This is a genomic window from Leucobacter komagatae, assembly GCF_000834055.1.
Taxonomy (GTDB): Bacteria; Actinomycetota; Actinomycetes; order Actinomycetales; family Microbacteriaceae; genus Leucobacter; species Leucobacter komagatae_A.
In genome coordinates this window covers 40,416-63,566 of the sequence record NZ_JXSQ01000003.1, presented here as the reverse complement: position 1 = coordinate 63,566, position 23,151 = coordinate 40,416, and the positions used below count along the sequence as shown (strand labels likewise).

23 protein-coding genes are annotated in these 23,151 nt (G+C 66.6%); 4 read left to right on the top strand and 19 right to left on the bottom strand.

The genetic code is table 11. The features are described 5' to 3' along the window. Positions 1 to 162 precede the first annotated feature (162 nt). Positions 163 to 843, bottom strand: coding sequence for a TetR/AcrR family transcriptional regulator (locus SD72_RS03290; RefSeq protein WP_052492432.1), 681 nt, complete (start codon positions 841 to 843; stop codon positions 163 to 165). Positions 844 to 1,037: 194 nt separating this feature from the next. On the opposite strand from SD72_RS03290, the gene SD72_RS03285 reads away from it, so the two are divergent. Next, complete coding sequence (locus SD72_RS03285; protein ID WP_042543013.1) at positions 1,038 to 2,405, top strand: MFS transporter; 1,368 nt, start codon at positions 1,038 to 1,040, stop codon at positions 2,403 to 2,405. A gap of 183 nt (positions 2,406 to 2,588) precedes the next feature. Here the strand turns inward: SD72_RS03285 and SD72_RS03280 are convergent, their stop codons facing one another. The 6 genes from SD72_RS03280 to SD72_RS03255 all read right to left on the bottom strand — a co-directional run bounded on the left by SD72_RS03280 (position 2,589) and on the right by SD72_RS03255 (position 8,279). After that, entirely contained in the window at positions 2,589 to 3,377 is a 789-nt protein-coding gene (locus SD72_RS03280) for an ABC transporter ATP-binding protein (protein ID WP_084766734.1), read from the bottom strand. A 10-nt stretch (positions 3,378 to 3,387) separates the two neighbouring features. Beyond that, on the bottom strand, positions 3,388 to 4,446 hold the full coding sequence (locus SD72_RS03275; protein ID WP_042543011.1) for a FecCD family ABC transporter permease: 1,059 nt from the start codon (positions 4,444 to 4,446) through the stop codon (positions 3,388 to 3,390). Further along, a complete protein-coding gene (locus tag SD72_RS03270; RefSeq protein WP_052492431.1) occupies positions 4,443 to 5,516 on the bottom strand; it encodes a FecCD family ABC transporter permease in 1,074 nt (357 codons plus the stop codon). The genes SD72_RS03275 and SD72_RS03270 overlap by 4 nt, the downstream gene beginning before the upstream one ends. Then, complete coding sequence (locus SD72_RS03265) at positions 5,513 to 6,571, bottom strand: ABC transporter substrate-binding protein (RefSeq protein WP_042543010.1); 1,059 nt, start codon at positions 6,569 to 6,571, stop codon at positions 5,513 to 5,515. The genes SD72_RS03270 and SD72_RS03265 overlap by 4 nt, the downstream gene beginning before the upstream one ends. A gap of 153 nt (positions 6,572 to 6,724) precedes the next feature. Next, a complete protein-coding gene (locus SD72_RS03260) occupies positions 6,725 to 7,567 on the bottom strand; it encodes a helix-turn-helix domain-containing protein (protein ID WP_042543009.1) in 843 nt (280 codons plus the stop codon). A gap of 91 nt (positions 7,568 to 7,658) precedes the next feature. Continuing rightward, on the bottom strand, positions 7,659 to 8,279 hold the full coding sequence (locus SD72_RS03255) for a TetR/AcrR family transcriptional regulator (RefSeq protein ID WP_042543008.1): 621 nt from the start codon (positions 8,277 to 8,279) through the stop codon (positions 7,659 to 7,661). A gap of 91 nt (positions 8,280 to 8,370) precedes the next feature. Between SD72_RS03255 and SD72_RS16790 the strand changes: the two genes are divergently transcribed. Next, positions 8,371 to 9,111 (top strand): siderophore-interacting protein, encoded by a 741-nt coding sequence (locus SD72_RS16790; protein ID WP_198141841.1) that lies wholly within the window; start codon positions 8,371 to 8,373, stop codon positions 9,109 to 9,111. Here the strand turns inward: SD72_RS16790 and ribB are convergent. From ribB to SD72_RS03225, 5 genes are all read right to left on the bottom strand, one after another. Beyond that, a complete protein-coding gene (gene ribB, locus SD72_RS03245; RefSeq protein WP_232299628.1) occupies positions 9,099 to 9,743 on the bottom strand; it encodes a 3,4-dihydroxy-2-butanone-4-phosphate synthase in 645 nt (214 codons plus the stop codon). The two genes, SD72_RS16790 and ribB, sit on opposite strands and share 13 nt — an antisense overlap. A 170-nt stretch (positions 9,744 to 9,913) precedes the next feature. Further along, positions 9,914 to 10,678 (bottom strand): DsbA family protein, encoded by a 765-nt coding sequence (locus SD72_RS03240; RefSeq protein WP_084766732.1) that lies wholly within the window; start codon positions 10,676 to 10,678, stop codon positions 9,914 to 9,916. Beyond that, the gene (locus tag SD72_RS03235; RefSeq protein ID WP_042543006.1) at positions 10,675 to 11,634 is read right to left on the bottom strand and encodes a cytochrome c oxidase assembly protein; all 960 of its coding nucleotides are present in this window, start codon (positions 11,632 to 11,634) and stop codon (positions 10,675 to 10,677) included. The genes SD72_RS03240 and SD72_RS03235 overlap by 4 nt, the downstream gene beginning before the upstream one ends. A 153-nt stretch (positions 11,635 to 11,787) precedes the next feature. Beyond that, a complete protein-coding gene (locus SD72_RS03230; protein WP_042543005.1) occupies positions 11,788 to 12,204 on the bottom strand; it encodes a hypothetical protein in 417 nt (138 codons plus the stop codon). A gap of 85 nt (positions 12,205 to 12,289) precedes the next feature. Beyond that, entirely contained in the window at positions 12,290 to 12,781 is a 492-nt protein-coding gene (locus tag SD72_RS03225) for a winged helix-turn-helix transcriptional regulator (RefSeq protein WP_042543004.1), read from the bottom strand. A gap of 57 nt (positions 12,782 to 12,838) precedes the next feature. Between SD72_RS03225 and SD72_RS03220 the strand changes: the two genes are divergently transcribed. Both SD72_RS03220 and SD72_RS03215 read left to right on the top strand, forming a co-directional pair. Then, positions 12,839 to 13,732 (top strand): acyl-CoA thioesterase domain-containing protein, encoded by an 894-nt coding sequence (locus SD72_RS03220; RefSeq protein ID WP_052492428.1) that lies wholly within the window; start codon positions 12,839 to 12,841, stop codon positions 13,730 to 13,732. Between the two features lie 34 nt (positions 13,733 to 13,766). Beyond that, positions 13,767 to 14,936: an acetyl-CoA C-acyltransferase gene (locus SD72_RS03215; protein ID WP_042543003.1), complete on the top strand. Its 1,170-nt coding sequence runs from the start codon at positions 13,767 to 13,769 to the stop codon at positions 14,934 to 14,936. A gap of 32 nt (positions 14,937 to 14,968) precedes the next feature. Here the strand turns inward: SD72_RS03215 and SD72_RS03210 are convergent, their stop codons facing one another. From SD72_RS03210 to SD72_RS03180, 7 genes are all read right to left on the bottom strand, one after another. Continuing rightward, positions 14,969 to 15,985, bottom strand: coding sequence for a sugar phosphate isomerase/epimerase family protein (locus SD72_RS03210; protein ID WP_042543002.1), 1,017 nt, complete (start codon positions 15,983 to 15,985; stop codon positions 14,969 to 14,971). Next, a complete protein-coding gene (locus SD72_RS03205) occupies positions 15,982 to 16,851 on the bottom strand; it encodes a sugar phosphate isomerase/epimerase family protein (RefSeq protein ID WP_042543001.1) in 870 nt (289 codons plus the stop codon). Before SD72_RS03205 ends, SD72_RS03210 begins: the two co-directional genes overlap by 4 nt. Positions 16,852 to 16,992: 141 nt before the next feature. After that, the gene (locus SD72_RS03200; RefSeq protein WP_042543000.1) at positions 16,993 to 18,192 is read right to left on the bottom strand and encodes a substrate-binding domain-containing protein; all 1,200 of its coding nucleotides are present in this window, start codon (positions 18,190 to 18,192) and stop codon (positions 16,993 to 16,995) included. Continuing rightward, complete coding sequence (locus SD72_RS03195; RefSeq protein ID WP_084766730.1) at positions 18,192 to 19,310, bottom strand: ABC transporter permease; 1,119 nt, start codon at positions 19,308 to 19,310, stop codon at positions 18,192 to 18,194. The genes SD72_RS03200 and SD72_RS03195 overlap by 1 nt, the downstream gene beginning before the upstream one ends. Then, positions 19,307 to 20,383: an ABC transporter permease gene (locus tag SD72_RS03190; RefSeq protein WP_042542999.1), complete on the bottom strand. Its 1,077-nt coding sequence runs from the start codon at positions 20,381 to 20,383 to the stop codon at positions 19,307 to 19,309. The genes SD72_RS03195 and SD72_RS03190 overlap by 4 nt, the downstream gene beginning before the upstream one ends. Next, positions 20,380 to 21,915, bottom strand: a complete 1,536-nt coding sequence (locus SD72_RS03185; RefSeq protein ID WP_042542998.1) for a sugar ABC transporter ATP-binding protein — start codon at positions 21,913 to 21,915, stop codon at positions 20,380 to 20,382. Before SD72_RS03185 ends, SD72_RS03190 begins: the two co-directional genes overlap by 4 nt. Then, positions 21,912 to 23,093, bottom strand: coding sequence for a Gfo/Idh/MocA family protein (locus SD72_RS03180; RefSeq protein WP_042542997.1), 1,182 nt, complete (start codon positions 23,091 to 23,093; stop codon positions 21,912 to 21,914). Before SD72_RS03180 ends, SD72_RS03185 begins: the two co-directional genes overlap by 4 nt. Between the last annotated feature and the right edge of the window lie 58 nt (positions 23,094 to 23,151).

Sequence of the window (23,151 nt, the reverse complement as noted above, 5' to 3'; positions counted from 1 at the left end):
CCAACTGGTTGTCAAGCTTCTCCCCTGTCATTGCGAGCAACGCCTGCGATGCAGGCCAGGACACTACCGGGTTACGTCGACAGCGACCTCACGCCTGGGCAAGCTTCCCCTCACCCCGACACTGATCTCCAATATCCACACTGGACGTCTTCACAGGAATGGCTATGCTCGTTCATCTGCGTTGTTCATCCGCAGCCATTCGTCCCAGTCAGAGGCGCGGCCACTGGGCTCCGCGCCGCTCGCAGCAAACGCGCGGATGCCTGCGAGCACATAGTCGAGCTCGCGGAGGTGGATCTCGTTTGCCCGTTCGCGGTCGAGCGTGAGCGCTGGCCTGAGGTGGGTGACGGTGAGCATGAGGTCGCCAGGCCCGTAATGGTCTGGGGCGAGCCCCAGCCTGCGGTCGATCGCGATGACTGCGGCGAGCGCGACCTCGAGCCTGTCTGAGAGCGCGTCGATCTCGTCTGTCGATCCCACCCGCCTGCCGAGGAGCGGCATCAGGGGCCCGTTTGCCTCGGAGATGTGCCTGCGCAGGAAGTGCTCGACCGCAGACGCAGGGTTGTCGTTGGTGCCAGCCGTCGCGGCGCAGTCCTCGGCGAGTTCGCAGATCTTTTCCAGCGCAATCACGCGGATCGCGTTGACGAGTTCGGTCTTGCTTGGGTAGCGGCGGTAGATGCTGGCGACACCGGTGTTCGCGCGTGCAGCGACCTCAGACATGGGCGCACCCCACCCCCATTCGCTGAACACCTCGCGCGCTGCGCGCAGGATCGCGCCGTCGTTGCTCTGCGCCTCGCGGGCGCGTCCGCGCAGCGGTGTCGCGTCTGCTTCGGTGTCGGGGGAACTCACGCTTCCAAGCTACCGCGATTTGCCATACACTTCTATCGGAACGAAGCATTCCGTTCCGATAACTAAGGGCGTCGCTGCCCGCGAAGAGAAGTTGAGCAGCCATGCAGAACACCCAAGCACACTCCCCCAGCACCGCGCCCACCCCAACGGTCGGCGGCGGCACGCGCCAGCCTGCGCCCAAGAGGGTAGGGCCCGTGCCCACGTCGCGCGGCCTCGTCTTCTCGCTCGCGATTGCGGTGCTCGGCTTCTCGATGATGCAGACGCTGCTCGTTCCCGCGCTCCCGACATTCATGCGCGAGTTCGACATCGACGCCTCCCTCGCCGGATGGATACTCACGAGCTACCTGCTCTGCGGCGCGGTCGCGGCCCCTATCCTCGGATCCCTCGGCGACCGCTACGGGCACAGGAGGATCCTGCTCCTCACGCTCGCGATCTTCGTAGCCGGCGGCGTGCTCGCCGCACTCGCCTGGTCGCTCCCCGCGCTGCTCGTCGGCCGCGTACTCCAGGGTGCGAGCACTGCGACGTTCCCGCTCGCGCTCGCGATCGTGCGCCGCCACACCGACGGTCAGCGTCAGCGCAGCGCAACAGGCTGGCTCAGCGGCACGCTCGGCCTCGGCGCCGGTGCCGCGCTGGTCATCGGCGGCGTCATCGTCGAGCACACGTCGTGGCACTACCTGTTCGTCGCCGGTGCTGCGATGGGCGTCCTCTCGATCGCGCTCGTACTGTTCTTCGTGCCGGCATCGACGCGCGGTCATGCCGCACGCACGGACTGGCCGGGGACCGCGCTGCTCACAGTCGGGCTGCTCGCGCTTCTACTCGCGATCTCGCAGGGCGCATCCTGGGGCTGGGCGTCGGCAGCCGTGCTCGGATTGTTCCTGCTGGCCGCCGTCGCGCTGACAGCACTCGTGCTCGTCGAGCGGCGCACAGCGGCTCCGCTCATCGACGTGCGCACGCTCGCGCGGCCTGCGCTCGCAGTGACGAACGGGCTCACCCTGTTCCTCGGATTCATCCCCTACCTGTTCTACGTTGGCCTCCCCGTGCTGCTACAGGGAGACCCGGCCGCCGGCTTCGGTCAGGGATTCACGGTCACGCAGACGGGCCTCGCGCTCTTGCCAGGCGCGATCCTCGTGTTCCTCGGCGGACGCTTCGCCCCCTGGCTCATCGCACGCACGAGCTCGAAGCTCACCGCGTTGCTCGCGCTCTCCGTGATGGGCATCGGCAGCATCGGGATCGCCGTCATGCCCGACAGCCTGTGGGCCATCGTCGCGTTCTTCTCGCTCGTCGGTCTCGGCAACGGCATCGGCTTCGCTGTCGTCTCGGATCTCGTCGCGGGCCTCGCACCGCGCGACGAGATCGCCGCGGCGCTCGGTGTGAACGGCGTGCTCCGCACGGTCGGCTCAGCGCTCGGGGCACCGATCTCCACGGCCGTGCTCACGAGCGTCGCGGTCGCAGCGAGCGGGGCGAGCACGCTCGGATCCTTCTCCGCCCTGTTCGTGATCGGCGCGGTCGTGAGCGTCGCTGGTGCCGTATTCGCGCTCACGCTCCCTCCCCGAGTCCGCTGACAATCTGTCGGCGCGGGTGTTCAGTGCGCCCGTGCCGCGGATACGGTGGAGACATGGACTGGATGTACGTAGCCGGCGGAGGTGCGTTTGTCACCGGCGTGCTGCTGTGGCTCATCGGCGGGGCCTGGGGGCGTCACCAGCGCGGCAAGAGCGCGCGCCGCTTCGCCCCCAGTAGCAGCGGCACTACCGCCGCTTACCGCCGAGCGGCAGCACGAGCGGCGTCCCAGAAACCGGGTCCGTGATGACCCTGCACGGCAGGTCGTAGACCGCCTCGACGATCTCCTCGGTGATGATCTCGCGCGGCTCACCCTGCGCGACTATCTCGCCCTCGCGCATCGCTACGAGGTGCGAGGCGTAGCGTGCAGCGTGATTGAGGTCGTGGAGCACGGCGACAAGCGTCGCGCCGTCGCGGTGCAACCCTGCGAACAGCTCAAGCAGATCGATCTGGTGTGCGATGTCGAGGAAGGTCGTCGGCTCGTCGAGCAGCAGGTGCCCGGTCTCCTGAGCGAGCGCCATCGCCACCCACACCCGCTGCCGCTGCCCGCCCGAGAGCTCGTCGACAAGGCGTCGCGACAGCTCCGTGACGCCCGTCGCCTCCATCGCTGCCGCGACAGCGGCCTCGTCGGCGCGGCTCCAGGTGCGCATCGCGTTCTGGTGGGGAAACCGGCCGCGCGAGACGAGATCGGCGACCGTGATCCCGTCGGGGGCGATCGAGGATTGCGGGAGCAGACCGAGCCGCTTCGCAACCTCCTTCGATTTCAGCGAGTGGATCTCGGAGCCGTCGAGCAGCACGCTGCCGGCGCTCGGCTTGAGGAGCCTTGCGAGCCCGCGCAACAGCGTCGACTTACCGCAGGCATTCGGTCCGATGATGATCGTGAACGAACCGTCAGGCACCTCGAGTGTGAGGTCGTTGATGACGGGCTCGTCGCTGTAGCCGAGGGCAACATCGCGTGCGATGAGCGTGGCAGTCATAGCATTCCTTTCACGCGCGGCGCGCGTACTGTGTGGCAAGCAGCCAGGCGAGATACAGCCCGCCGACGGATACGGTGACGACGCCAACTGGCACCATCATGAACTGCGCGACGGTGTCAGAAACGACGACGAGCGCCGACCCGGTGAGCATGAGCGGCACTGTCCCCATTGGGGTGTTGGTGCGCAGCAGCCGCTGACTGATTTGGGGGGCCGCGAGCGCGATGAACGAGATCGGGCCGGCGGCGGCGGTCACGAGGGCGACGAGCGCGACGCCGAGCACCATCGCGGTGAAGCGGGTGCGCCCCGTGTGCACGCCGAGCGCCGTTGCGGCGTCGTCACCCATCTCGAGCACGGGCAGCGTGCGGTTGAGCGGCAGCGCCGCGAGGGCGACGAGCACGAACACCCCGGCGGCGGGGAGGAGCTGGTCGAAGCCGAGCGATGCGAGCGATCCGGCACCCCAGGTCGCCGCCATCATCGCCTTTTCGACGCTCACCGAGATGAGGATCCACGAGGTGAGCGAGCCGAGACCTGCGGAGACGCCGATGCCGACGATGATGAGCCGGAACGAGGAAACGGTGCGTTTCATCGCGAGCACGTAGACGAGCAGCGCGGTGATGAGACCGCCAACGAGGGCTCCTGCCGCCTTGTACATGTAGGTGTTCAGACCGAGCGCGACCATCATGAGGGTCACGCCGAACTGCGCGCCAACACCGAAGCCGATGATGTCTGGCGAGCCGAGCGGATTGCGGGTGAGCGACTGGAAGATGCCGCCGGAGAGCGCGAGCGCGCCGCCGCAGAGGATCGCGAAGAGGACGCGCGGGAAGCGCCACTCGAAGACGACCTGTCGCGTGTCTGGGTCGGTGGTTGGGTCGAAGAGCGCGCGCAGTACCTCGCCGAAACTCACGTCATACGCCCCGATTGTCATGGAGGTCACGCCGAAGACGATGATGACGGCGACGAGCGCGATACTCACCCACACGCTGCGGGCGCGGACGGCGAATGCGAAGCGGCTGGCTTCGACGCGGAACTCACGCCTGCCGAAATCAACGACGTTGTGTTGGGTGTTCACAGTCCACTCACCTGCCTGCGGCGCACGAGCGCGATGAGCACGGGAGCGCCGAGCAGCCCCGTCACGATGCCGACGCGGAGCTCGCCGTTCGGGAGCACGACGCGGCCAAGGATGTCTGCGAGGAGCAGGAAGATCGCGCCGACGACGAGCGAGTACGCAATCACCCAGCGCTGGTCAGGGCCCGTGAACCAGCGCACCGCGTGCGGGATCATGATGCCAACGAACCCGATCGGCCCAACGGCCGCGACCGCGGTCCCGGCGAGGAGCGTGACGGCGATGATGACGCAGATGCGTGTGACTCTGATCCTGGCGCCGAGCGCCTGGGCGAGGTCGTCGCCGAGGGCGAGTGCGTTGAGCGAGCGAGCACTGAGCAGGCCAAGCAGGAGCCCGGCAAAGATGAGGGGGGCCGCCCACGCGAGCTGCTCGAGTTCGCGCCCGGCGACGGACCCGACACCCCAGAACCGCATGATCTGGAGGGTGCTGTTGTTCTGCAGTACGATCGCGGTCGTGAAGCCCGTGAAGGCTGCGCCGAGGGCGACGCCCGAGAGCGTGAGCTTCATCGGGGTCGCGCCCGTCGGGCCGAAGGAGCCGAGGGCGTAGACGAGCACGGTGAGCACGAACGCGCCCGCGAGCGCGAACGGCACATATGCTCCTGGCTCGCTGAAGCCGAGCACGCCAACCGCAAAGGTCACGGCGAACGATGCGCCAGCGTTCACGCCGAGGATGCCAGGATCCGCGAGCGGGTTGCGGGTAAATGCCTGAATGAGCGCGCCGCAGACCGCGAGCGCCGCCCCAATGAGGATCGCGTACACCGTGCGCGGCACACGCAGTTCCCGCACCATGAGGTGCAGCGCGTTCTCGTCGTCATACGAGGTGAGGGCGGCGAGCACCGTCGCCGGGTCGATGGACTTGCTGCCAACCGCGAGCGAGGCGACCGCGGTGAGTGCAAGCAGGGCGACGCAGACCACGAGACCGAGCACAAGGGCCCAGTGTCTGCGGCGGGCGATCGGGCGGCGAACCGCCGGGAGCGGGGCCGCGACGCGGCCCCGCTCCGAGAGAGTGGGTGTCACTCGCCGTTGATTGTCGGCTTGCCCTGCAGCGCAGCGGCAAGGTCGTCGACGTACTTCGGCAGCATGTACTGCAGCGAGAGCACCGTGGGTGCGCTGATCGCTGAGGCCTCCGCCTGGTCGCTGTAGATGACGTAGGCGTTGTTGGCGATGGGGTTCCAGCGCGAGACGATCTTGTTCTCGACCGTGTAGGTGCCCTCGGCCTTGCTTCCGCCCCACGCGGCGAAGAGGTCAGCCTCGACGTCGTAGAGGTTCTCGAGGCTCACGCCCGTGTACCAGTTGTCACCCTCGGCGGTCGCGAGGAAGCTGTCCATCGCGCTCGTCGACTTGAAGCCGAGCGATTCGGTGATGCGCACGCGGGGATCGTATTCGAGGTAGACGCCGAGATCAGTTCCGCCCTCGTTGAGGGTGAGGCCCCAAACAAACACCTTGTCTTCGAACTCCGGGTGCTCTGCTGCGAGCGAGGTGACGAGTTCGTCGGTCTCAGCGACGAGCTCCTCCGCCTTTTCGTCCTCCCACATCGCCTTGCCGACGGTGCGCGTCATGTCTTCCCAGGTGCTCGGATCCCACGGGCCCTTGATGTAGGGCACGGTCGGAGCGATCTCGCTCAACCGCTCGTACTCAACGTCGGTCACTCCCGAGTACAGGCTGAGGATGAGGTCGGGCTTGAGCTCCTTGATGCCCTCGTAGTTCGGGCCTTCCTTTGCGTAGGGGATGATCTCGGGGGTCTCGCCGTAGTTTTCCATGACGAAGTCTTTGAACCAGGGCTGGTAGCCGCTCTCGTCCGCTCCCCACACCTCTTCGATACCGACCGGGTTCTCACCGAGCGCGGCAACAATGTCTGGCGTCATCCAGCCGAGGGCGACGATCCGCTTCGGCTTTTCGGGGATGTTCGTTGAGCCGTGCGCGTGCTCGATCGTGACGCCGGTTTCTGCGCCCGTGTCCTGGGCTGTGTCTGCCGGGGCAGAGCAGCCTGCGAGGGCGATCGCGGCGGCAGCGACGAGCGCAGCTACGCCCAAGAGGCGCCTGGTGTGTGAACGCGAAGAGGCGTGCAACATGATTCTCCTTGCGGGAAGAGGGGTGGTCGTGGCCGCGAACCCGCGGCAGCAAGTTAGGCAAGCCTTACCTAACACATCAACGTTAGGAGCGAAGGACTCCCCCGTGTGTTGCCGAGCGGACGACTTCTACCGCAAAACCGCCAAACATCCGATTTACCGCCAGTACGCGCGGTGCGCGTCGTCGGCCTTGGCGCGCGCCGCGTACTGCCGTGGGGTCATCCCGAAGCGCCCCTTGAATGCAGCCGAGAAGGCGCTCGTCGAGTCGTAGCCGCACTTGTTACCCGCGGCGCCGACGGGGGTGCCGCCGACAATGAGGCGCGCGGCAGCGGTCATGCGCACGCCAGTGCGCCACTGCCCGAAACTCATCCCAATGTCGTTGCTGAACACCCTGAGCACGGTGCGCTCGTGCAGGCCGTGCTGCGCGAACAGCTCGCGCGCGGTGCGCGCGTCGCCGGGCGAGGCGAGCACCGTCTCGACGAGCGGCCGCACCCGCTCGTCGCCCGGAACGGGGATCTCACCCGCGTCGCCGAGCGGGTCTGGTGCCGGGAGCTGGAGCATGTCAATGAGCACCCCCTGGATACGAACCCGGAGGTCGGGATCCATGTCGTTGCCTCCGAGGTGGAGCATCATCTCCTGCACAGCACGCTGCACGTGCACGCGCGTGACGCTCACCACCGGGGCGTCGAGGGCCGAGTCTGGCACGTAGGTGTAGCACCCGACCGCGTCGCGCTCGTGGCGCGCGGTATGTGGCGTGTGCGCGGGGATCCAAATCCCCTGCCCGGGGGCAAGCCGCCAGATCGAGTCCTCGAGATACACCCACAGGGTGCCGCGGTAGCACCACGCGAGCATCGGTTCCGGGTGAGTGTGCGGCGGGGAGACCGGGCGCTCGCCGCGACCCTCACCGGTAATGACACCCGTCGACATGAGGAAGGGAGCACTCATCGAGGAGGCGTGCTGCTCGCTCGCTCCCCAATCAATAGGCCCCATCCAATTCATCAGATGATTAGCGTAGCAGGGGTTTCCGCCGTCGCGCGAGCCGGCCCCCGAGTGCGGGAAGCCAGGCGAGCGCCCTCGGAGCGGCCCGCGGTTAGCGGGCGAGGAAGCGGGTGGCCATTTCGCGAATTCCCGCGGGCTCCCCCGCCCACCCCTCGACGAGTGTGCGAAACAGCGTCGGCCCGACAAGTTCAGCCGCGAGCTCGGCATCAGACCCCGCGCCCACACCGACCCCGGTTTGAGCCGCGACCCCAACGCCTGGAGTGCGACTACCGAGCGCGCCCCTGTCACGCAGGTCCGCAATGAAGGCGCGCGCGGCGTCGCCGAGCACATCGGTTCCGCGCAGCAGCTCGGCCACTTTGTGGTCGTGCTGCGCCTCACCGAGCAGGGCCCGGTAGGCAAGCCCGGCGTCAGAGGACGTCAGAAACTTCGAGAGGGCCGTGAGAAACGCGGCAACGTCCGCCGCAGCGCTCGCGCCAGGCTCAACGGTGAGCTCGCGCGCGGCGTCTGTCGCGCTCGCCTCGAGCAGAATCTCAGCCTTCGAAGACCACCAGCGGTAGACGGTTTGCCGCCCCACCTTCGCCCGCTCAGCAATGCCCTTCATAGTCATCGCCGCGTAGCCCTCTTCGACGAGCATGTCGTCGACTGCCCTGAGCACGGCGAGCCGGGCGTCTTCGCTCCGCGGCCGGCCAAGTGGTCGTGTGCGCTCCTCCATGGTGTTCACCCTAACACTTTCGAGACTTGCTGATCCGAAACTCACGTGGGTACCATTACGATACAGCTTGACTCGAAAAGAGATGGACCAGATGACCACCCCAAGATCCGCCACCGCAGCCACGCGCCGCGACCGCCGACCGACCGTCACGCGCGACATCGTCGTGACCGCACGCGAGCAGCTCAGCCCGCGCATGCTCAGACTCACCCTCGGCGGTGACGACCTCGTCGCCACCGTCCACGACACCCCAGGCGCCTGGATCAAGCTCTTCATCGACGAGCCAGACGGCTTCGGCGAACACGGTCGGGCGTACACCGTTCGCAGCTTCGACCCGATGCGCGACGAAATCACCATCGACGTGTTTCGGCACGGCGCGGGCACCGTCGCGCGCTGGGCGCACGAGAGCAGGATCGGCACGCGCGCGCGAATCGGGGGCCCGCGAGCAAGCGGCGCCCCAACGAGCGCGGCGACCGCGCTGACGCTCTTCGGCGACGAGACCGCGCTCCCGGCGATCGCCGCCATCCTCGAACGCGAGCACTCGGGCCGCACCATCGCGGCCACCATCGAGCTTGGCGACGACAGGGACCGCCAAGACATCGCGCTCCCGCGCGGCGCGGCGATCACCTGGCTCACCCGCGGCAACGGCGAACGCCCCGGCACCCAGCTGCTCGCCGCCGCCGAGCAGGCGGCGTTCCCCCGAACCTCCGGCGTGTGGTTTGCGGGTGAGGCGGCATCAGCGCACTGGTTTCGGCACCGCCTCCAGGCCCTGGACATCGCACAACTGCACGTCCAGGGCTACTGGCGAAGCGGCGTCGGCGACTACCGGGAGTAGTCGGGGCCGGCCGCAGTGGCCTCGGCGACAGCCGCGGCCACCGCGGCAACCGTCGTAAACGCCATACCCGCAAACAGCGCGGTTGCGCCAACCTCGCCCGCTCGGCGCATCTCCCCCGCGTCATCCACAAGCTCGGCGAGCACCCCGACGGGGGTCATTCCGGCGAGCCGCAGCAGATCCACCGTGGCCTCCGTGTGCCCGCCGCGGCCGAGGGTGCCGAGCGGATGCGCCCGGAGCGGCAGGATGTGGCCCGGCCGAATAAGGTCGGCTGGCTGCGTCGCGTGGTCGGCGAGCGCATTCACCGTGAGCGCGCGGTCCGTCGCGGATATCCCCGTACTCAGCACCGCACGCGCGTCCACGGTCACCGTATAGGCCGTGCCGCGCGGATCCTCGTTGCGAGCAACGAGCGGCGGAAGCTCGAGCGCGTCCGCCCGATCCGCGGTGAGCGGTGCACACAGCAGCCCCGACGTGTGCCGCACCATCCAGCCGATGGCCGCGGGCGTCGCGAGCTCGGCGGAGACGATCGCGTCGACCTCGTTCTCGCGCGAGGCGCTGTCGGCAACGAGCACCACCTCGCCTCGGCGCAGGCGCGCGAGCACCTCGGGGATGGGGGTCAGTTCGAGTTCGTTCACGGGGATCTCCAAATCCATTTCGAGACAGAGTGTCTTGATAGAGCGTATCATTTCAAGCCACGCTGTCTCGATTGGCGCGTGACGGGCTAACACCCGAGCCATCTGCCTCCCGCGGCGCCCGCGCGGGGTCTGCGCGGGGTCTGCGCGCGGGCCATCCGACCGTGTCCGCCCTACTTCCGCGCGGCGATCGCGGCGTCGAGCGCCTCCGTAATGTCGTTCACGTACTGCGGCTGGAACAGCTTCCCCTCAAGGAAGAACGTTGGGGTGCCCTGCACGCCGAGCTGCTGCCCCTGCTCGAAATCGAACTCGACGCGCTCCTGCGTCGCGGGATCGGCCACGGCGGCATCGTATGCGCCCATGTCGAGCCCAAGCGCTTCGGCGAAGCCCCGGAAGCGGGGTGCCTCAGACTCCTGCCGCTCACCCCACTCCAACTGCGTTTCAAACATGCGCTGGTACATCTGCTCGAACTTGCCCTGCTGCGCCGCGGCTTCGACCGCAATCGCCGCGTTCATCGAGTTCTTGTGGGCGGGAATCGGGAAGTATCGAACCACGAAACTCACCTGATCGGCATACTCCTCCCGCACATCCTCCATGACGGGGTAGATCTCCCGGCACGCCTCGCACTCGAAATCGAGGAACTCGACGAGCACCGGCGCATCCTTGCCTGCGTCCGCGAGCAGGTGCGAGTTCTCGGTGACCAGCGGGACTGCCGGCTTGGCGCCCGGTTCCCCAGCCGGGTCGGATCCGTCACCGGCTGGCGAGGAGCCGGCCTTTCCGAGCGCAAGCACAATGAACAGAATGAGCGCGCCAGCGAACACGGTCGGAATGGTGATGAGCGCAACCTTCGCCGAGGTGCTCAACCGTTTTCGCTGCTGTGGTTCGCCCGGCTGGGCGGGATGCGGCGTACGGGGGGTCTGAGAGTCTGTGCCGGTCATGCCGAGCCCTTTCTGTTGTCCTCGCGGGCTTCGTGTTCGTGAAACTTCGCCAGGTATGCGTTGTATTCGTCGAGCGCAGCGTCTTCCGCTGGCGCCCGGTGCCGCGCGACCCGCAGGTCCCTGCTGCGCCACTTCGAGAGCGTGAAGATGAGCACAATGAGCAGCGGGAGCTGCCCGTATGTCCACACCAGGCTGCCACTCAACGACTGGTCAAAGGCGCGCGTGATGCCCCACCCTTCGGGCTCGGTCGAGTACCAGCTGAGCATGCCACTCGCGCTCCTGATCAGCACGAGCCCGAACAGCGCGTGAATCTGCAGCTCGAGGAAGGCACTCACCATGCGCATGCCAAACGATGGCGAGCGCGGCAGCGGGTCAAGCGCCCACAGCGGTGCGCCGCCAATAATGCCGAGGACCAGGAGGAGCGCGAGCAGCGTCTGGTGCCCGCCGGGGGTGGCCATCACCCAACTGATCGCGTCGGTGAAGTACAGGCCGGGGAAGGCCGCGATGGCGATGATGATCGCGACCATCGGGTGCAGCAGGATCCACGCCGCGCGCGAGCGCTGAGCTGCGATCGCCGCGCGCACCACCCACTTGCCAGGCCCGACGTGTGGGGTCGTGCGCAGCAGCAGCTTGCCCGGCGAACCCATGAGCAAGAGCGGGGGCGCCGCGACGAAGAGCGTGATCTGTTGGAACACGAGCGCCGTCACGAGGTCATCGGCGTACTGGTTCACGCCGAGCCCGGTCGCCGCGAACCAGGCGAGACAGCCGAGCACGAACGAGATCGTGCCTGGCACTGTCCAGCGGCGGCCGCGCGCCCACAGGGAGATCGCTCCCGCGAGGTAGGCGATCAGGCATGCGACGGCAAGCCACCCAAGCAACGGCACACTGGTGACGTTGAAGGTGACGAGGTCAGCGATTTCAAGGGTGCTGGTGACAGCGCGGCTCGTGGGGTTCACAGGGCGTTGCGCCTTTCTCGGTACGTGCGGCTGGCCGCGGGCGTTGCGGTGGTGTCGCGCTGGCCGCGGCTGGTCTCACACCAACGGCGGCTCCGAGGTGCTCGGCTCGGGGTACGCGTGCGCCACGCCTCCCCGCCGTCGAGCGTCGACCGCTCAGGTGCGGCTGATGGAGAGCAACCGAAATAGCGGAAGCGGGAGCCCGCGCGGCGCCCGCGCCACCGATCGGAGCCGCACGGCTGGACGTGGTCGAGCAACCGCGAGCCGCGGCGCAGCGCGTGCCGCGAAGAATCCGATAGTGAGGAGCAGCACGAGCACGCAGGCGGCAGCGACCCCGAGCGAATCATCGCCCGGTTGCCCGTGCTCCCCCTGCACGCCAATGACGGCTCCGGAGGGCGCAGCGTCTGGCGTCACGGCGGCCGCCGCTGCAGAAGACACCACGGGCGTTGGCGCCGCGTTGAGCCCGTGAATGTGTGGCCCGATGAGGATGAGTGCGAGAAACGATACGAATGCGAGGAGGAACACGAGGCCGCGGCCTGACACCGGCCTCACGCCGACCGTCCCTGAACGCATCGAATCTCCACCGCCTTGAACTCGAATTTACGGTAGCACCGCAACGGTGAAGAAGCCCTGTGATTGCAGCGGCGACGGCGGATCTTTAGCCCTGCGGCTGCAGCCAGTCGAGGTTCACGCGCACCGCGATATCTTCGACGGCGACGCGCTCCCCTTCTGGGGTGCGCGGCGCAACGGTGACGGGTGCTCCCGTGCCCTGCTCGACGAGTGCGAGTGGCCCGCCGCTGTGCTGCAGGTAGGTGTTGCCCCACTGCATGAGCGCAAACACGGCAGGGAAGAGGTCGCGCCCCATCTGGGTGAGCTGGTACTCGTACCTGGTGCGCTGGCCAGGCTCGCGATACGGCTGCTTTTCAAAGATGCCGAGCGCGACCAGCTTCTTCAGGCGCGCTGCTGCAACCGCATCGGTGACGCCAACTCGCGCGGCGAAGTCGTCGAAGCGGGTCGTGCCGTAAAACGCCTCACGGAGCAACAGCATGGCGGTGCGCGATCCCACGACATCCATGGCTTTGCCGACCGAGCATTCCTCCGTACTCCAGGAGGATCGGTCGGCGAGCGGGCCGGAGAGTTTGACGGACATACGCGAATTGTACCACCTGACTTGTGCAAACAATAGCGAGCATCGTACTATCTAACTATGGTCACACATAGTCAGCAAGGTGGCGCGGCCACCCTCACTTCGGTCGGCGGCTTCCTGAGCTCCCAGCCAGACGCCACACACGCGTCACCGCACGATCTCTGGGGTTTCGGCGGGCTACACGGCGGCCTCGCCCTCGCCGCCATGACGAACGCGATGCGCGCAACGGCCGCACGCGCAGCTGGCCTGTCGCCTGACGATCCACCCCAGGCGAACCCGCAGCGCCTGCGCAGCGTCACCGGCAGGCTGCACCGCGCCGTACGCGAGGAGTTCCGCATCGAAGCGGCAACCGACAGCGCGACCCGCTCAACAACCTCAACCAGCGCACGCATTGTCGCCGCGGCGAGCGGCCACGACGACCCCACCCAGCCCGAGGCCACACCGCTCGCAAGCGCAACGGCGCTCTTTGGCAGCGACAGCACGCTCGACACCCAAGCGATCCTCCCCACCCCGCCAGCTGTACCCACCTGGCGTGAGGGAACCCTGTTCCGCCCGCCACCCTCGTTCGTTCCAGTGAGCGTGCACACCGAGCTTCGCGTGACGGGAACCCACCGCCCCTTCGCAGGTGGCACCGAGCCACGGCTCACCTCCTGGATCCGCCTCACCGACGACGACCTCCCGCCAGACGACCACCGGCTCCTCTTCCTCGTCGACGCACTCGCACCCTCATACGCGGCAATACTCTCCGCACCAACCGCCATCCCCACCGTCGAACTCTCCGTCCACTTCAGCGGAGCACACGCAACAACGCCGTGGGTGCTCGTCGACGCACACACCACAACCACCACTCCCAGCGGGTGGAACACCGAGACCATCAACGTCTTCGGCGAAGACGGCACCCATCTCGCCGAAGCCAGGCAGCTCAGACTAGTGCGCCAGGCACAGGCGTCGTAGGCTCACACCAGATAGTTAGCTGAAAGGACAGCACATGAGAGACGCAGTCATCGTCGAGGCAGTACGTACCCCAGTTGGCAAGGGCCGCCCGACGGGCGCGCTCGCGGAGGTACACCCCGTCGACCTCCTCGCCCACTCACTCAGCGCCCTCATCGAGCGCACCGGCATCGACCCAGCACTCGTCGACGACGTCATCGGCGGCGTCGTCAGCCAGGTCGGCGAACAGGGCGGCAACATCACCCGCAGGGCGGCGCTCGCCGCCGGTTTCCCTGACACGGTTCCGGCGATCTCCATCGACCGCCAGTGCGGCAGCAGCCAGCAGGCCGTCCACTTCGCCGCTCAGGGAGTGATCTCTGGCGCGTACGACATCGCCATCGCTGCTGGCGTTGAATCGATGAGCCGCATACCCATTGGGTCCTCCGTCGCCGGCGCGAACGATATCAACGGGGTGGCGCTCGCTGAACGCTACCCAGATGGGCTCGTAGACCAGGGATACTCGGCTGAGCTCATCGCCTCACGCTGGGGCATCACGCGCGAGGAGATGGACTCATTCGCGATCACTTCGCACGAGAAAGCTGATGCGGCGACGAAGGCAGGTGCCTTCGACGCCGAGATCGCACCCGTCGCCGGGCTCACCCACGACGAGGGGATCAGGCCGGGCGGCACACTCGAGAAACTCGCAACGCTGCAGCCGGCGTTCTACAACGAGGAGATGGCAGAACGCTTCCCCCAGATTGATTGGAACGTCACTGCAGCCTCAGCGAGCCAGATCAGCGACGGCAGTGCAGCGGTCATGGTGACCACGAGCGAGATGGCCGAAAAGCTTGGCCTCACCCCGCTCGCCAGAGTGCACAGCTTTGCCGTTGCAGGGGCTGACCCGTTGTACATGCTCACCGCCGTTATCCCGGCAACAGCACAGGTACTGAAGCGTGCCGGGCTGAGCATTGACGACATCGACCTGTTCGAGGTGAGTGAGGCCTTCGCCCCCGTCGTCCTGGCGTGGGCGAAGGAAACCGGGGCCGACCTCACCAAGGTAAACAAGCGCGGCGGCGCGATCGCTCTCGGGCACCCGCTCGGCGCGAGCGGCGCGCGGCTCATGACCACACTCGTGCACACCCTCAAGGACACGGGGGCCAGGTATGGCCTCCAGACCATGTGCGAGGGCGGGGGCATGGCGAACGCGACGATCCTCGAGCGGCTGTAGCTCGAGCTCACCGCCGTGGCGGCTACATCCGGTCACTGGTTCGAAAACGCGCTATCGAAGCTCGCTTCGGGACGCGTCCAGAGCAGTGACCGGATGTACGCGAGCGCTTCTGGTGCGCCGTGCAGCCGATCCATCCCTGCGTCTTCCCACTCGATCGAAATCGGCCCGGTGTAGCCGATGGCGCGCAGCGCACGCAGCGCGTCTTCCCATGGCACATCCCCTCGGCCCGTCGAAACGAAGTCCCAGCCGCGCCGCGGATCCCCCCACGGCATGTGCGATCCGAGCACCCCGGATCTCCCATTGTGCGGCCGCAGTCGCGTGTCCTTGCAGTCGACATGGTAGATCCGGTCTTGAAAGTCCCAGATGAAACCGACCGGGTCGATGTTCTGCCACATCATGTGACTCGGATCCCAGTTAAACCCGAACGCGCGCCGATGGCCGATCGCTTCGAGCGCGCGCACGCTCGACCAGTAGTCGTAGGCGATCTCCCCAGGGTGGACCTCGTGCGCGAATCGCACCCCCTCGCCGTCGAACACATCAAGGATCGGATTCCAGCGCGCCGCGAAGTCGTCGAATCCCTGCTCAATAACCGTTTCGGATACCGGCGGGAACATCGCAACATACTGCCAGATCTTTGATCCGGTGAAGCCGACGACGGTGTCTACACCGAGTTTTCTTGCCACGCGCGCGGCCCGCTTCATGTCCTCAGCCGCGCGTTGACGTACCCCCTCACCGTCGCCGTCTCCCCAGGTGTATGGTCGGACAATTGCCTCGTGCCGAAAATCGATGGGGTCATCGCACACTGCCTGCCCGGTGAGGTGGTTCGAGATCGCGTGGAGATTGAGGCCGTACCGCTCGAGGATCTCGAGCCGCGACCGGAGGTAGGCGTCGTCCTCGTCTGCGCGCTTGAGGTCGAGGTGATCACCGGAGGCCGCGAGTTCGAGCCCGTCGTACCCCCAGCCGCTCGCGAGCTTCGCAACCTCCTCGAGGGGAAGATCGGCCCACTGGCCGGTGAACAGGGTGACCTGGGGTGTTGTGGGGCTGGTCATCGCGGGTACCTTTCGGTCTGCATGGCTGTAAGGAATCCGAGGGTGTCCTCGGCGAGCGCGTCCTGGCTGCTGGCGAGCGGCCGCCAGACGGACGCGGCTACGGCGATCGTGTCGTTGTCACCGGTGAAGCTCTCAAGCACGAGCGGGCCGGCGTAGCCCGCGTCGTCGAGCGCGTCGAGGAAGGCCGGCCAGTCCGTGTTGTCGCCACCGACGGCACCACGATCGTTGCCGCAGACCTGCACGTGAGCGATGTGTGTGCCAGCGGAGCGGATCGCAGGTGCGATCCCGCGCTCCTCGATGTTCATGTGATAGCTGTCGAGCGCGAGCCCAAGGCCGCCGCCAAGCAGCGGCCCGAGCGCACCGAGTCCTTGGTCGACGGTGTTGATGAGGCTCGTCTCGTAGCGGTTCAGAGGCTCCACCGCGAGCCGCACACCCGCGGCTTCGGCGTGGGCCACGACAGGAGCGAGCCCATCGCGAAGCTCGTCGTACAGCCCCTGCCTGGCGGAGTCGGATATCCGCCAGGTGCGGCCGGTCTCGGTGTAGAAGGGGCCCGCGACGCTACTCGACCCGAGCGCGTGGGCGACGTCGACGCAGTGCATCAGGTAGGCCTGGGTGGCTGCGATCTGGTCGCGCGGCGCTGCGACCAAATTCCGGCCAGCCCCCATCGCGCCGACCACTACCGGCGCGAGCCCGTGTTCGGCGACAATGCCCCGTGCGCGTTCCGGCGACCAATCCCCCGGCTGCTCGACCGGCAGTTCGATCGCGGTGAATCCGAGGCGAGCAATCTTCCCGGCAAGCGTTTCGAGTGTCGCGTCGCTCAGCGGGCTCGCCCACACCCACGTGTTCACCCCGAGTGCGCGTCGCATGCTGCCTCCTTGCAGTCAGTGATCGTGTCGGTGATCAGTTCGTTCGAGCTGGCACGTACGCTGCTGGCTCGAGATCCGACAAGGATATCCCCGTCGACTCCCGAGCCAGCGTCGCGCGAAGCGAGCGGTCGTGCCTCCCGGTTAGGGGATGCGGCGCTCCTGCCAGATCTTCGGGAAGCCTGGGAGATTCTCCCCACCAAACTTCGCGTAGTGCCCGTCTGGCATGCCCTCGTTATCGGCGAGGTACCCGTCGAGCTCATCGGCGGGGATGGGGTTCTGTGGCAGCACCCACTCCTTCGGCACCTCTTCGCCGGCGAAGATCATCGACGCTGCGATGAGCGGGGTTCGCCACTGGAAGTTCGAGTAGACGGGCGCCAGCCCGGTGAGCCCGGTCGACTTCCATTTCCGGAGGAAACTCATCTCGTCCTCACCCGTCATCACTGGGTAGTCGAGTCCGGCATCCTCAAACGCTTCGATGGCGGCAACCGCGCCGTCACCCGCGTCCATCCAGACGCCGTGCACGTCGCCCTTCGCCAGTTCGTCCGAGATGATCTTCTTAATCTCCGTCGGGTCGCCGCCGCTGAAGTAGTCGACTGCGGTGATGCCGGCGTCGCCGAAGATCTTCTCTGCTGCTGCCCACCGGTGCTCGAGCACGTCAACGCCCGGAGCGATCCTCAGGGCGACGACCTTGTCGCCCTTGTTGAGGTTGTCGACGAGGAACTCTGAGGTGTCAATTCCCCACGCGAAGCCGCCGATCGGGTGGATGAAGGTCACCGGGCAGTCGGTCTGCACTCCGCGGTCGAAGAGCACGACGGGTTTGCCGGTGTCGCACGCACGCTGCACGGCAGGCGTCATTGCCGCCGTGCTGTTCGGGGAGATCACGAAGAAGTCGCAGTTGCCCTCCGCGATGAAGTAGTCGATGTCGGCGATCTGTGTGTCGTCGCTGTCCTGCGCGTCACGTGTCTCCAGTTCGCTGATCGCACCGGAAGCCTGCAACTCCTTGAGCTGCTCGTTCATGGTGATCCAGCCAGTCTGGCGCCACGGATTCGACAGGGAGGCGTTCGCGAAGCAGCCCTTCTTTGCCCCGTCAGAAGCGAATTCCGAGGTGTCGACCATCTCGGCGTTGATGTGTTGCAGATACGGTTCGTCCGCTGGCCCACCCGGGGTGACGCCGCGTTCGTCGTACTGCTTGTCAAACAGTGCCTGATCGAACCACTCCCCTTCTGCCTCGGTCGTCTCAGTTTCGCCTGGGGCGCTGACCCCTGGGTCGGTCGTGCAGCCGGCAAGGCCGAAGAGTGAAACTACTCCGACCATGGCGAACGCTACGTGCATTCGTCGCATCACAAGCCTCCTTGGTTGTGTGGGTTGGTACCCTCAACGATCCGCACCGACGGAGCTGTGTCGTCGCGAAGAGCGTGGGTGTGGTGTTTAGCAGGTTGAGGCGCGCTGCCTGGTGGCACCGCCTCCTTCTCCTCTGCGAGGGAAGTTTCTGTGGGGCGCGACCGCCGCTTCGCGCGGAAGCTTGTCGCAGAGTATGCAACGGCGGCGATGATGATGACGCCCTGTACGGCGTCACGCATCGTCGATGGGACGCCCGCAAAGTTCAAGAGCATGAACAAGGATTCCAGCGCGAACGCACCGGCGACGGCCGCGACGATCCAGCCGCGCCCACCTCCGAGGACAACACCGCCGAGCACCACAGCCGTGATCGCCATGAACTCGTAGCCGCGACCCACGGATGGGTGGACGCCTGCGAACCCAACAAGGAGCACGCCAGCGAGTGTTGCGGAGAGCGAGGAGATCACGAAGGTGCTGGTTTTCACCCACCAGCTTCTGACTCCGGCGTAGCTTGCGGCGGTCGGGTTATCTCCGAGCGCGATGATTGTGCGCCCGAATGGCCGCTTCGTGAACCAGATCGCGACGGCGAGCACCGCGATAAGGATGAGCACTGCCCACGGGATGAAGTCGAGCACGGGCACGTCTCTGATCCCGCCACGCCCGATCGCGCGGAACCCGTCGGCTGGGTTGCCCGTCGCCGCCCCGCCAGTCCAGAGCAGGATGCCGCCGAGGAGCGCGAGCATCATCCCAAGCGTGACAATAAACGAGGGCACTTTGAGGAGCGACACGATGAGGCCGTTGATGAGCCCGACGGCTGCACCGATAACGAACATGAGCAGCAGCACGGGGACGGTGCGACTCTCGTCTTGGCCTACGAGGTTTCCCGCGATCACGACCTGCGCGGTCACGACGGATCCCATCGACAGGTCGAACTCGCCTCCGACGATCACGAAGTACTGGCCGATCGCGACGATAGCGACCGGGGCAACGCGCTGGATGAATCGCATCAGTTGGCCGGGCTCAGCGAAGCTCGGGTTGAGTGCGGTGATCGCGATGAGGAAGACGAGCAGCAGCAGGAAGACTGCCCCGCGCGGGCTCACCAGTGTTTTCAGGGCGTTCATGCGCGTTCTCCCTTCGCTGCGTCTACGAAGGCTGGTGGCGGAGCGCTGCCAGTGGTTGGTGGCGGAGCGTCGGCAGCGTGCCCGAATCGGGCGCGCCTGCGCTCCACCTGACGGCTCGTATAGACAACAACCGCTGCAACAATCACGATCCCCCGCACGATGTCCTTCGCGAACGGGTTGACCTGCAGCACGCTCATGACATTGTCGAGCACGGCGAAGATTGCGACGCCGCCGATGGTGCCCCAGATGGATCCTCTCCCGCCAGTGAGCAGCGTCCCGCCGAGCACGACGGCCGCGATGGAAAGCAGGTCGTAGCCGCCCTGCGGCCCGACGGTCGGGCTGCCGACACCGAGCCGACTTGCGAGGAGGAGGCCGGCGAACGCCGCGGTGAGCGAGCAGAGCACGTGAGCAAGTACGACGGGACTGGCCGTGCGGATGCCGCTGAGCCTTGCGACCTGCTCGTTGCCCCCGACAGCGAACATGTGGTTGCCGATGCGGGTGCGGCTGAGCATGAGCGCTGCGAGCACCGCGACGGCGAGCATGATGATGGTCGATACGGGGACCGGGCCAATGCCTGTTGCGCCGATGAGCTGGAATTCCCACGGCACATCCCCGCTCGTGCCCTTGTAGTTCGTGTCGAGGTAGCCCTTCACGATGAGGCCCATACCGAGCGTGGTGATGAAGCCGTGCACCTTCAGCTTCGTGACGATGAGACCGTTGAGCAGCCCGATCACCGCGGCGACTGCGAGTGCGACGAGCACCGCGACCGCGATGTTGGCCGCACTGCCCCGCATGAGATCAGCTGCGAGCAGGCTCGTGAGGCTGATGACGTAGGGCACGGAAAGGTCGAGTGAGCCGCAGAGCACGACAAGGGATTGCCCGATCGCGACGAATCCGAGCACACTCATCCCGGTGAGAATGTCGCGAATGTTGCCCGCGCTGAGGAGGTTGCGCCCGACGGTTGCGACGAGGATCCCGCCGACGAGGAGCACACCGAGGAGCGCGATGTAGACGATTGCTGTGGGGCTGAGTCTCCTGCCAGCGGCCCTCCCGCGTGCAATGATCGCGCTCATGCCTGTGTCCCTTCCATGATCGTTGAGACCGTGCCGGTTGCGGCCGACAAGACCCGTTCCTCGCTCGCTCCCGCGGGCAACTTCGCGACGATTCGGCCATCGTGCATCACGAGAATCCGGTCCGACATCCCGATGATTTCTGGCAGTTCGGACGAGATCATGAGGATCGCGACGCCCGCGTGTGCGAGCTGGCGCATGAGTTGATAGACAGCGATCTTTGCCCCGACGTCGATGCCGCGCGTTGGCTCGTCGAGGAGCACGACTCGGGGGTTCGTCGCGAGCCACTTGGCGAGTACGACTTTCTGCTGGTTACCTCCCGAGAGGAACTGCACCTCTTGGTCCGCGCCCTGGTAGTTCACTTCGAGCGCGCTGAGCACCCCGGGGATGGTCTCCCGTACTGCTGGAGTGCGGCGGGGGAACACACCGCGGACGACGAGCAGCGCGTTGTCGAGCACCGACTGCCCGAGCGTCAACCCCTGCGCCTTGCGGTCCTCGGTGATGAGGGCGATCCCGGCCTGCACCGCAGCGCGAGGGGATCGCAGCACCACGGCCTCGCCGTCGAGCTCGACCGTGCCGCGCTCAAACGGCGCAACACCGAAGATCGCTTCGACGAGTTCGGTTCGACCGCTCCCCTGCAGGCCTGAGATCCCGACGATCTCGCCGGCGCGGAGCTCGAGATCGACTGCATCGACGAACGAATTTCCCCCGCGGGAGACAGCGAGCCTGACCTCACCGGTTGTGGTGCCTGCGATGGGGTCGGGGAAGAACGACTCGATGGAGCGTCCGACCATTTTGCGCACGAGCTCTGCCGTGTCGAGCTCTGCGGCTGGGCCGCTGCTCACGCACTCGCCGTCTTTGAGCACGGTGATTGTGTCGCAAAGGTCGAAGATTTCTTTGAGGCGGTGGCTGACGTAGAGGATGGCGACGCCTCTCGCCTGCAGCCTCCGAATGATTCCGTACAGCAGCTCGACCTCGTGGTCAGCGAGCGCGGCCGTCGGCTCGTCCATAGAGATGACCTTCGCGTCGTAGCTCAACGCCTTCGCGATCTCGACGATCTGCTGTTCGGCGACGGTGAGGGAGCTCACTGATGCCGTTGGGTCGATGAAGGTGATGCCAAGTTCGAGCAGTAGCTGCCTGGTGTCGCTCACCATCTTGCGCTGGTTGACGAGCCCCGCTCTGCGCGGCTCACGGCCGAGGTACACGTTCTGTGCAACGCTCCTCGCCGGGAGCAGGTTGAACTCCTGGAACACGGTCGCGAGCCCGGCGTGCATCGCCTGCACGGGGTGCGAGAAGGTGACGGGCTCACCCGCGAAGATGATCTCACCGCGATCGCGCTCGTGCACACCGGCGAGTATCTTCATGAAGGTCGATTTGCCCGCACCGTTCTCGCCGACAAGCCCGTGCACACTCCCCGGCATGAGCTCGATACCGACGCTGTCGAGCACGGTGACCCCAAAGAAGCTTTTGCTCACACCAGCGGCACGCAGGATCGGCTCCGCCGCGGGGGCGTTGTGCGCTTCATGCTCGCTCATTCGGCTACCTCCACCCACTGGCCGGACTGCGCGGATGCAAGGACAGCCGCGGTGATGCGCACGGCGCGGAGGCCGTCGTCGAATGTCGGCAGACCAGCAGTGGTGTTCCCGTCACGCGCATCGGTGTTCGTTGCGGCGTAGCTGTCTGCGACGAACGCATTGAAGGCGTCCTGGTAACCCATGGGGTGACCGGCTGGGACGACACTGTATCTCGCGGCGTCGCTCGAGAGCGTCGCGGCGTCCCGCTGCATCAGCTCCGATCCGCTGCGGCGTCCGAGCCACAGTTCGTCTGGTCGTTCCTGGTCGAAGCGAACGCTTTCGCGCGCCCCGGTGATTTCAAGAACGAGGCTGTTCTTTCTGCCAGCTGCGACCTGCGAGACGAGCAGGGTCCCGACGGCGCCCCCGCGCAGTTCGACGACGAGCGCAACCAGGTCCTCCGTGGTGATGTCGCGGCTCAGTCCGCGCTCACCGTAGACGGTGCGCGAGGTCGCGTTGAGGCGCAGGATCCTGTCCCCGGTGACGAACTCGAGCAGGTCAACCAGGTGGGAGCCGATGTCGGCGAACGCGCGGGACGGGCCACCGAGCGCGGCGTCGACCCGCCAGTCATCTGCGACGGGCTCCGCAAGCCAGTCCTGCAGGTAGTTGCCGCTGACGCTGAGCACGCGCCCTGTCGCCCCAGCGAGTATCCGTGCCCGAGCCTCGCGCACCATCGGGTGGAAGCGGTACACGAACGGGACGGCTGCCGTGATTCCGGCGGTGGCCGCGAGGGTGCGAAGCGCTTCGGCATCTGCGACCGTTGTCGCGAGCGGCTTCTCGCAGATGACGTGTTTGCCAGCTGCGATCACCGCTTCGGTGATCGCAGCGTGGGTCGTGTTCGGCGTGCAGACATGAACGATGTCGATGGTGTCGTCGCCGAGCAGACGATCCACGCTCTCGTACGCTTTCGCGATCCCAAGTTTCGCGCTCGCTCGCTGTGCGCTCTCCGCGCTCGACGAGGCGATCGCGGCGAGTTGGGCTCCGGCCGCGCGTGCGGCTCGGCTGTGCACGGCGGCCATGAAGCCACTCCCGATGAACCCGGCTCGCACGCTGCCGGACACAGCACGCTCCCCGGTCTGGCCTGCTGCGGTGCGTGCCGCGGTCCCTGCGGGTGCGGATTGCCCAATGACGGTCGTTGTCATACGGAGAGTGTGACACAGATCAGGTGACTTTTGTAAGAGCAAAATCAAAAGTCGCTAG

Excerpts from the sequence above, each read along its gene's own strand:
- SD72_RS03255 (WP_042543008.1), bottom strand. The coding sequence starts at position 8,279 with ATGGAGGAGCGCACACGACCACTTGGCCGGCCGCGGAGCGAAGACGCC.
- SD72_RS03210 (WP_042543002.1), bottom strand. The coding sequence starts at position 15,985 with ATGACCAGCCCCACAACACCCCAGGTCACCCTGTTCACCGGCCAGTGG.
- SD72_RS03225 (WP_042543004.1), bottom strand. The coding sequence starts at position 12,781 with ATGTCCGTCAAACTCTCCGGCCCGCTCGCCGACCGATCCTCCTGGAGT.
- SD72_RS03260 (WP_042543009.1), bottom strand. The coding sequence starts at position 7,567 with ATGAATTGGATGGGGCCTATTGATTGGGGAGCGAGCGAGCAGCACGCC.
- SD72_RS03200 (WP_042543000.1), bottom strand. The coding sequence starts at position 18,192 with ATGCGACGAATGCACGTAGCGTTCGCCATGGTCGGAGTAGTTTCACTC.
- SD72_RS03240 (WP_084766732.1), bottom strand. The coding sequence starts at position 10,678 with ATGACCGGCACAGACTCTCAGACCCCCCGTACGCCGCATCCCGCCCAG.
- SD72_RS03230 (WP_042543005.1), bottom strand. The coding sequence starts at position 12,204 with ATGCGTTCAGGGACGGTCGGCGTGAGGCCGGTGTCAGGCCGCGGCCTC.
- SD72_RS03185 (WP_042542998.1), bottom strand. The coding sequence starts at position 21,915 with ATGAGCGAGCATGAAGCGCACAACGCCCCCGCGGCGGAGCCGATCCTG.
- SD72_RS03205 (WP_042543001.1), bottom strand. The coding sequence starts at position 16,851 with ATGCGACGCGCACTCGGGGTGAACACGTGGGTGTGGGCGAGCCCGCTG.
- SD72_RS03190 (WP_042542999.1), bottom strand. The coding sequence starts at position 20,383 with ATGAGCGCGATCATTGCACGCGGGAGGGCCGCTGGCAGGAGACTCAGC.
- SD72_RS03265 (WP_042543010.1), bottom strand. The coding sequence starts at position 6,571 with ATGTTGCACGCCTCTTCGCGTTCACACACCAGGCGCCTCTTGGGCGTA.
- SD72_RS03180 (WP_042542997.1), bottom strand. The coding sequence starts at position 23,093 with ATGACAACGACCGTCATTGGGCAATCCGCACCCGCAGGGACCGCGGCA.
- SD72_RS16790 (WP_198141841.1), top strand. The coding sequence starts at position 8,371 with ATGACCACCCCAAGATCCGCCACCGCAGCCACGCGCCGCGACCGCCGA.
- SD72_RS03220 (WP_052492428.1), top strand. The coding sequence starts at position 12,839 with ATGGTCACACATAGTCAGCAAGGTGGCGCGGCCACCCTCACTTCGGTC.
- SD72_RS03280 (WP_084766734.1), bottom strand. The coding sequence starts at position 3,377 with ATGACTGCCACGCTCATCGCACGCGATGTTGCCCTCGGCTACAGCGAC.
- SD72_RS03215 (WP_042543003.1), top strand. The coding sequence starts at position 13,767 with ATGAGAGACGCAGTCATCGTCGAGGCAGTACGTACCCCAGTTGGCAAG.
- SD72_RS03195 (WP_084766730.1), bottom strand. The coding sequence starts at position 19,310 with ATGAACGCCCTGAAAACACTGGTGAGCCCGCGCGGGGCAGTCTTCCTG.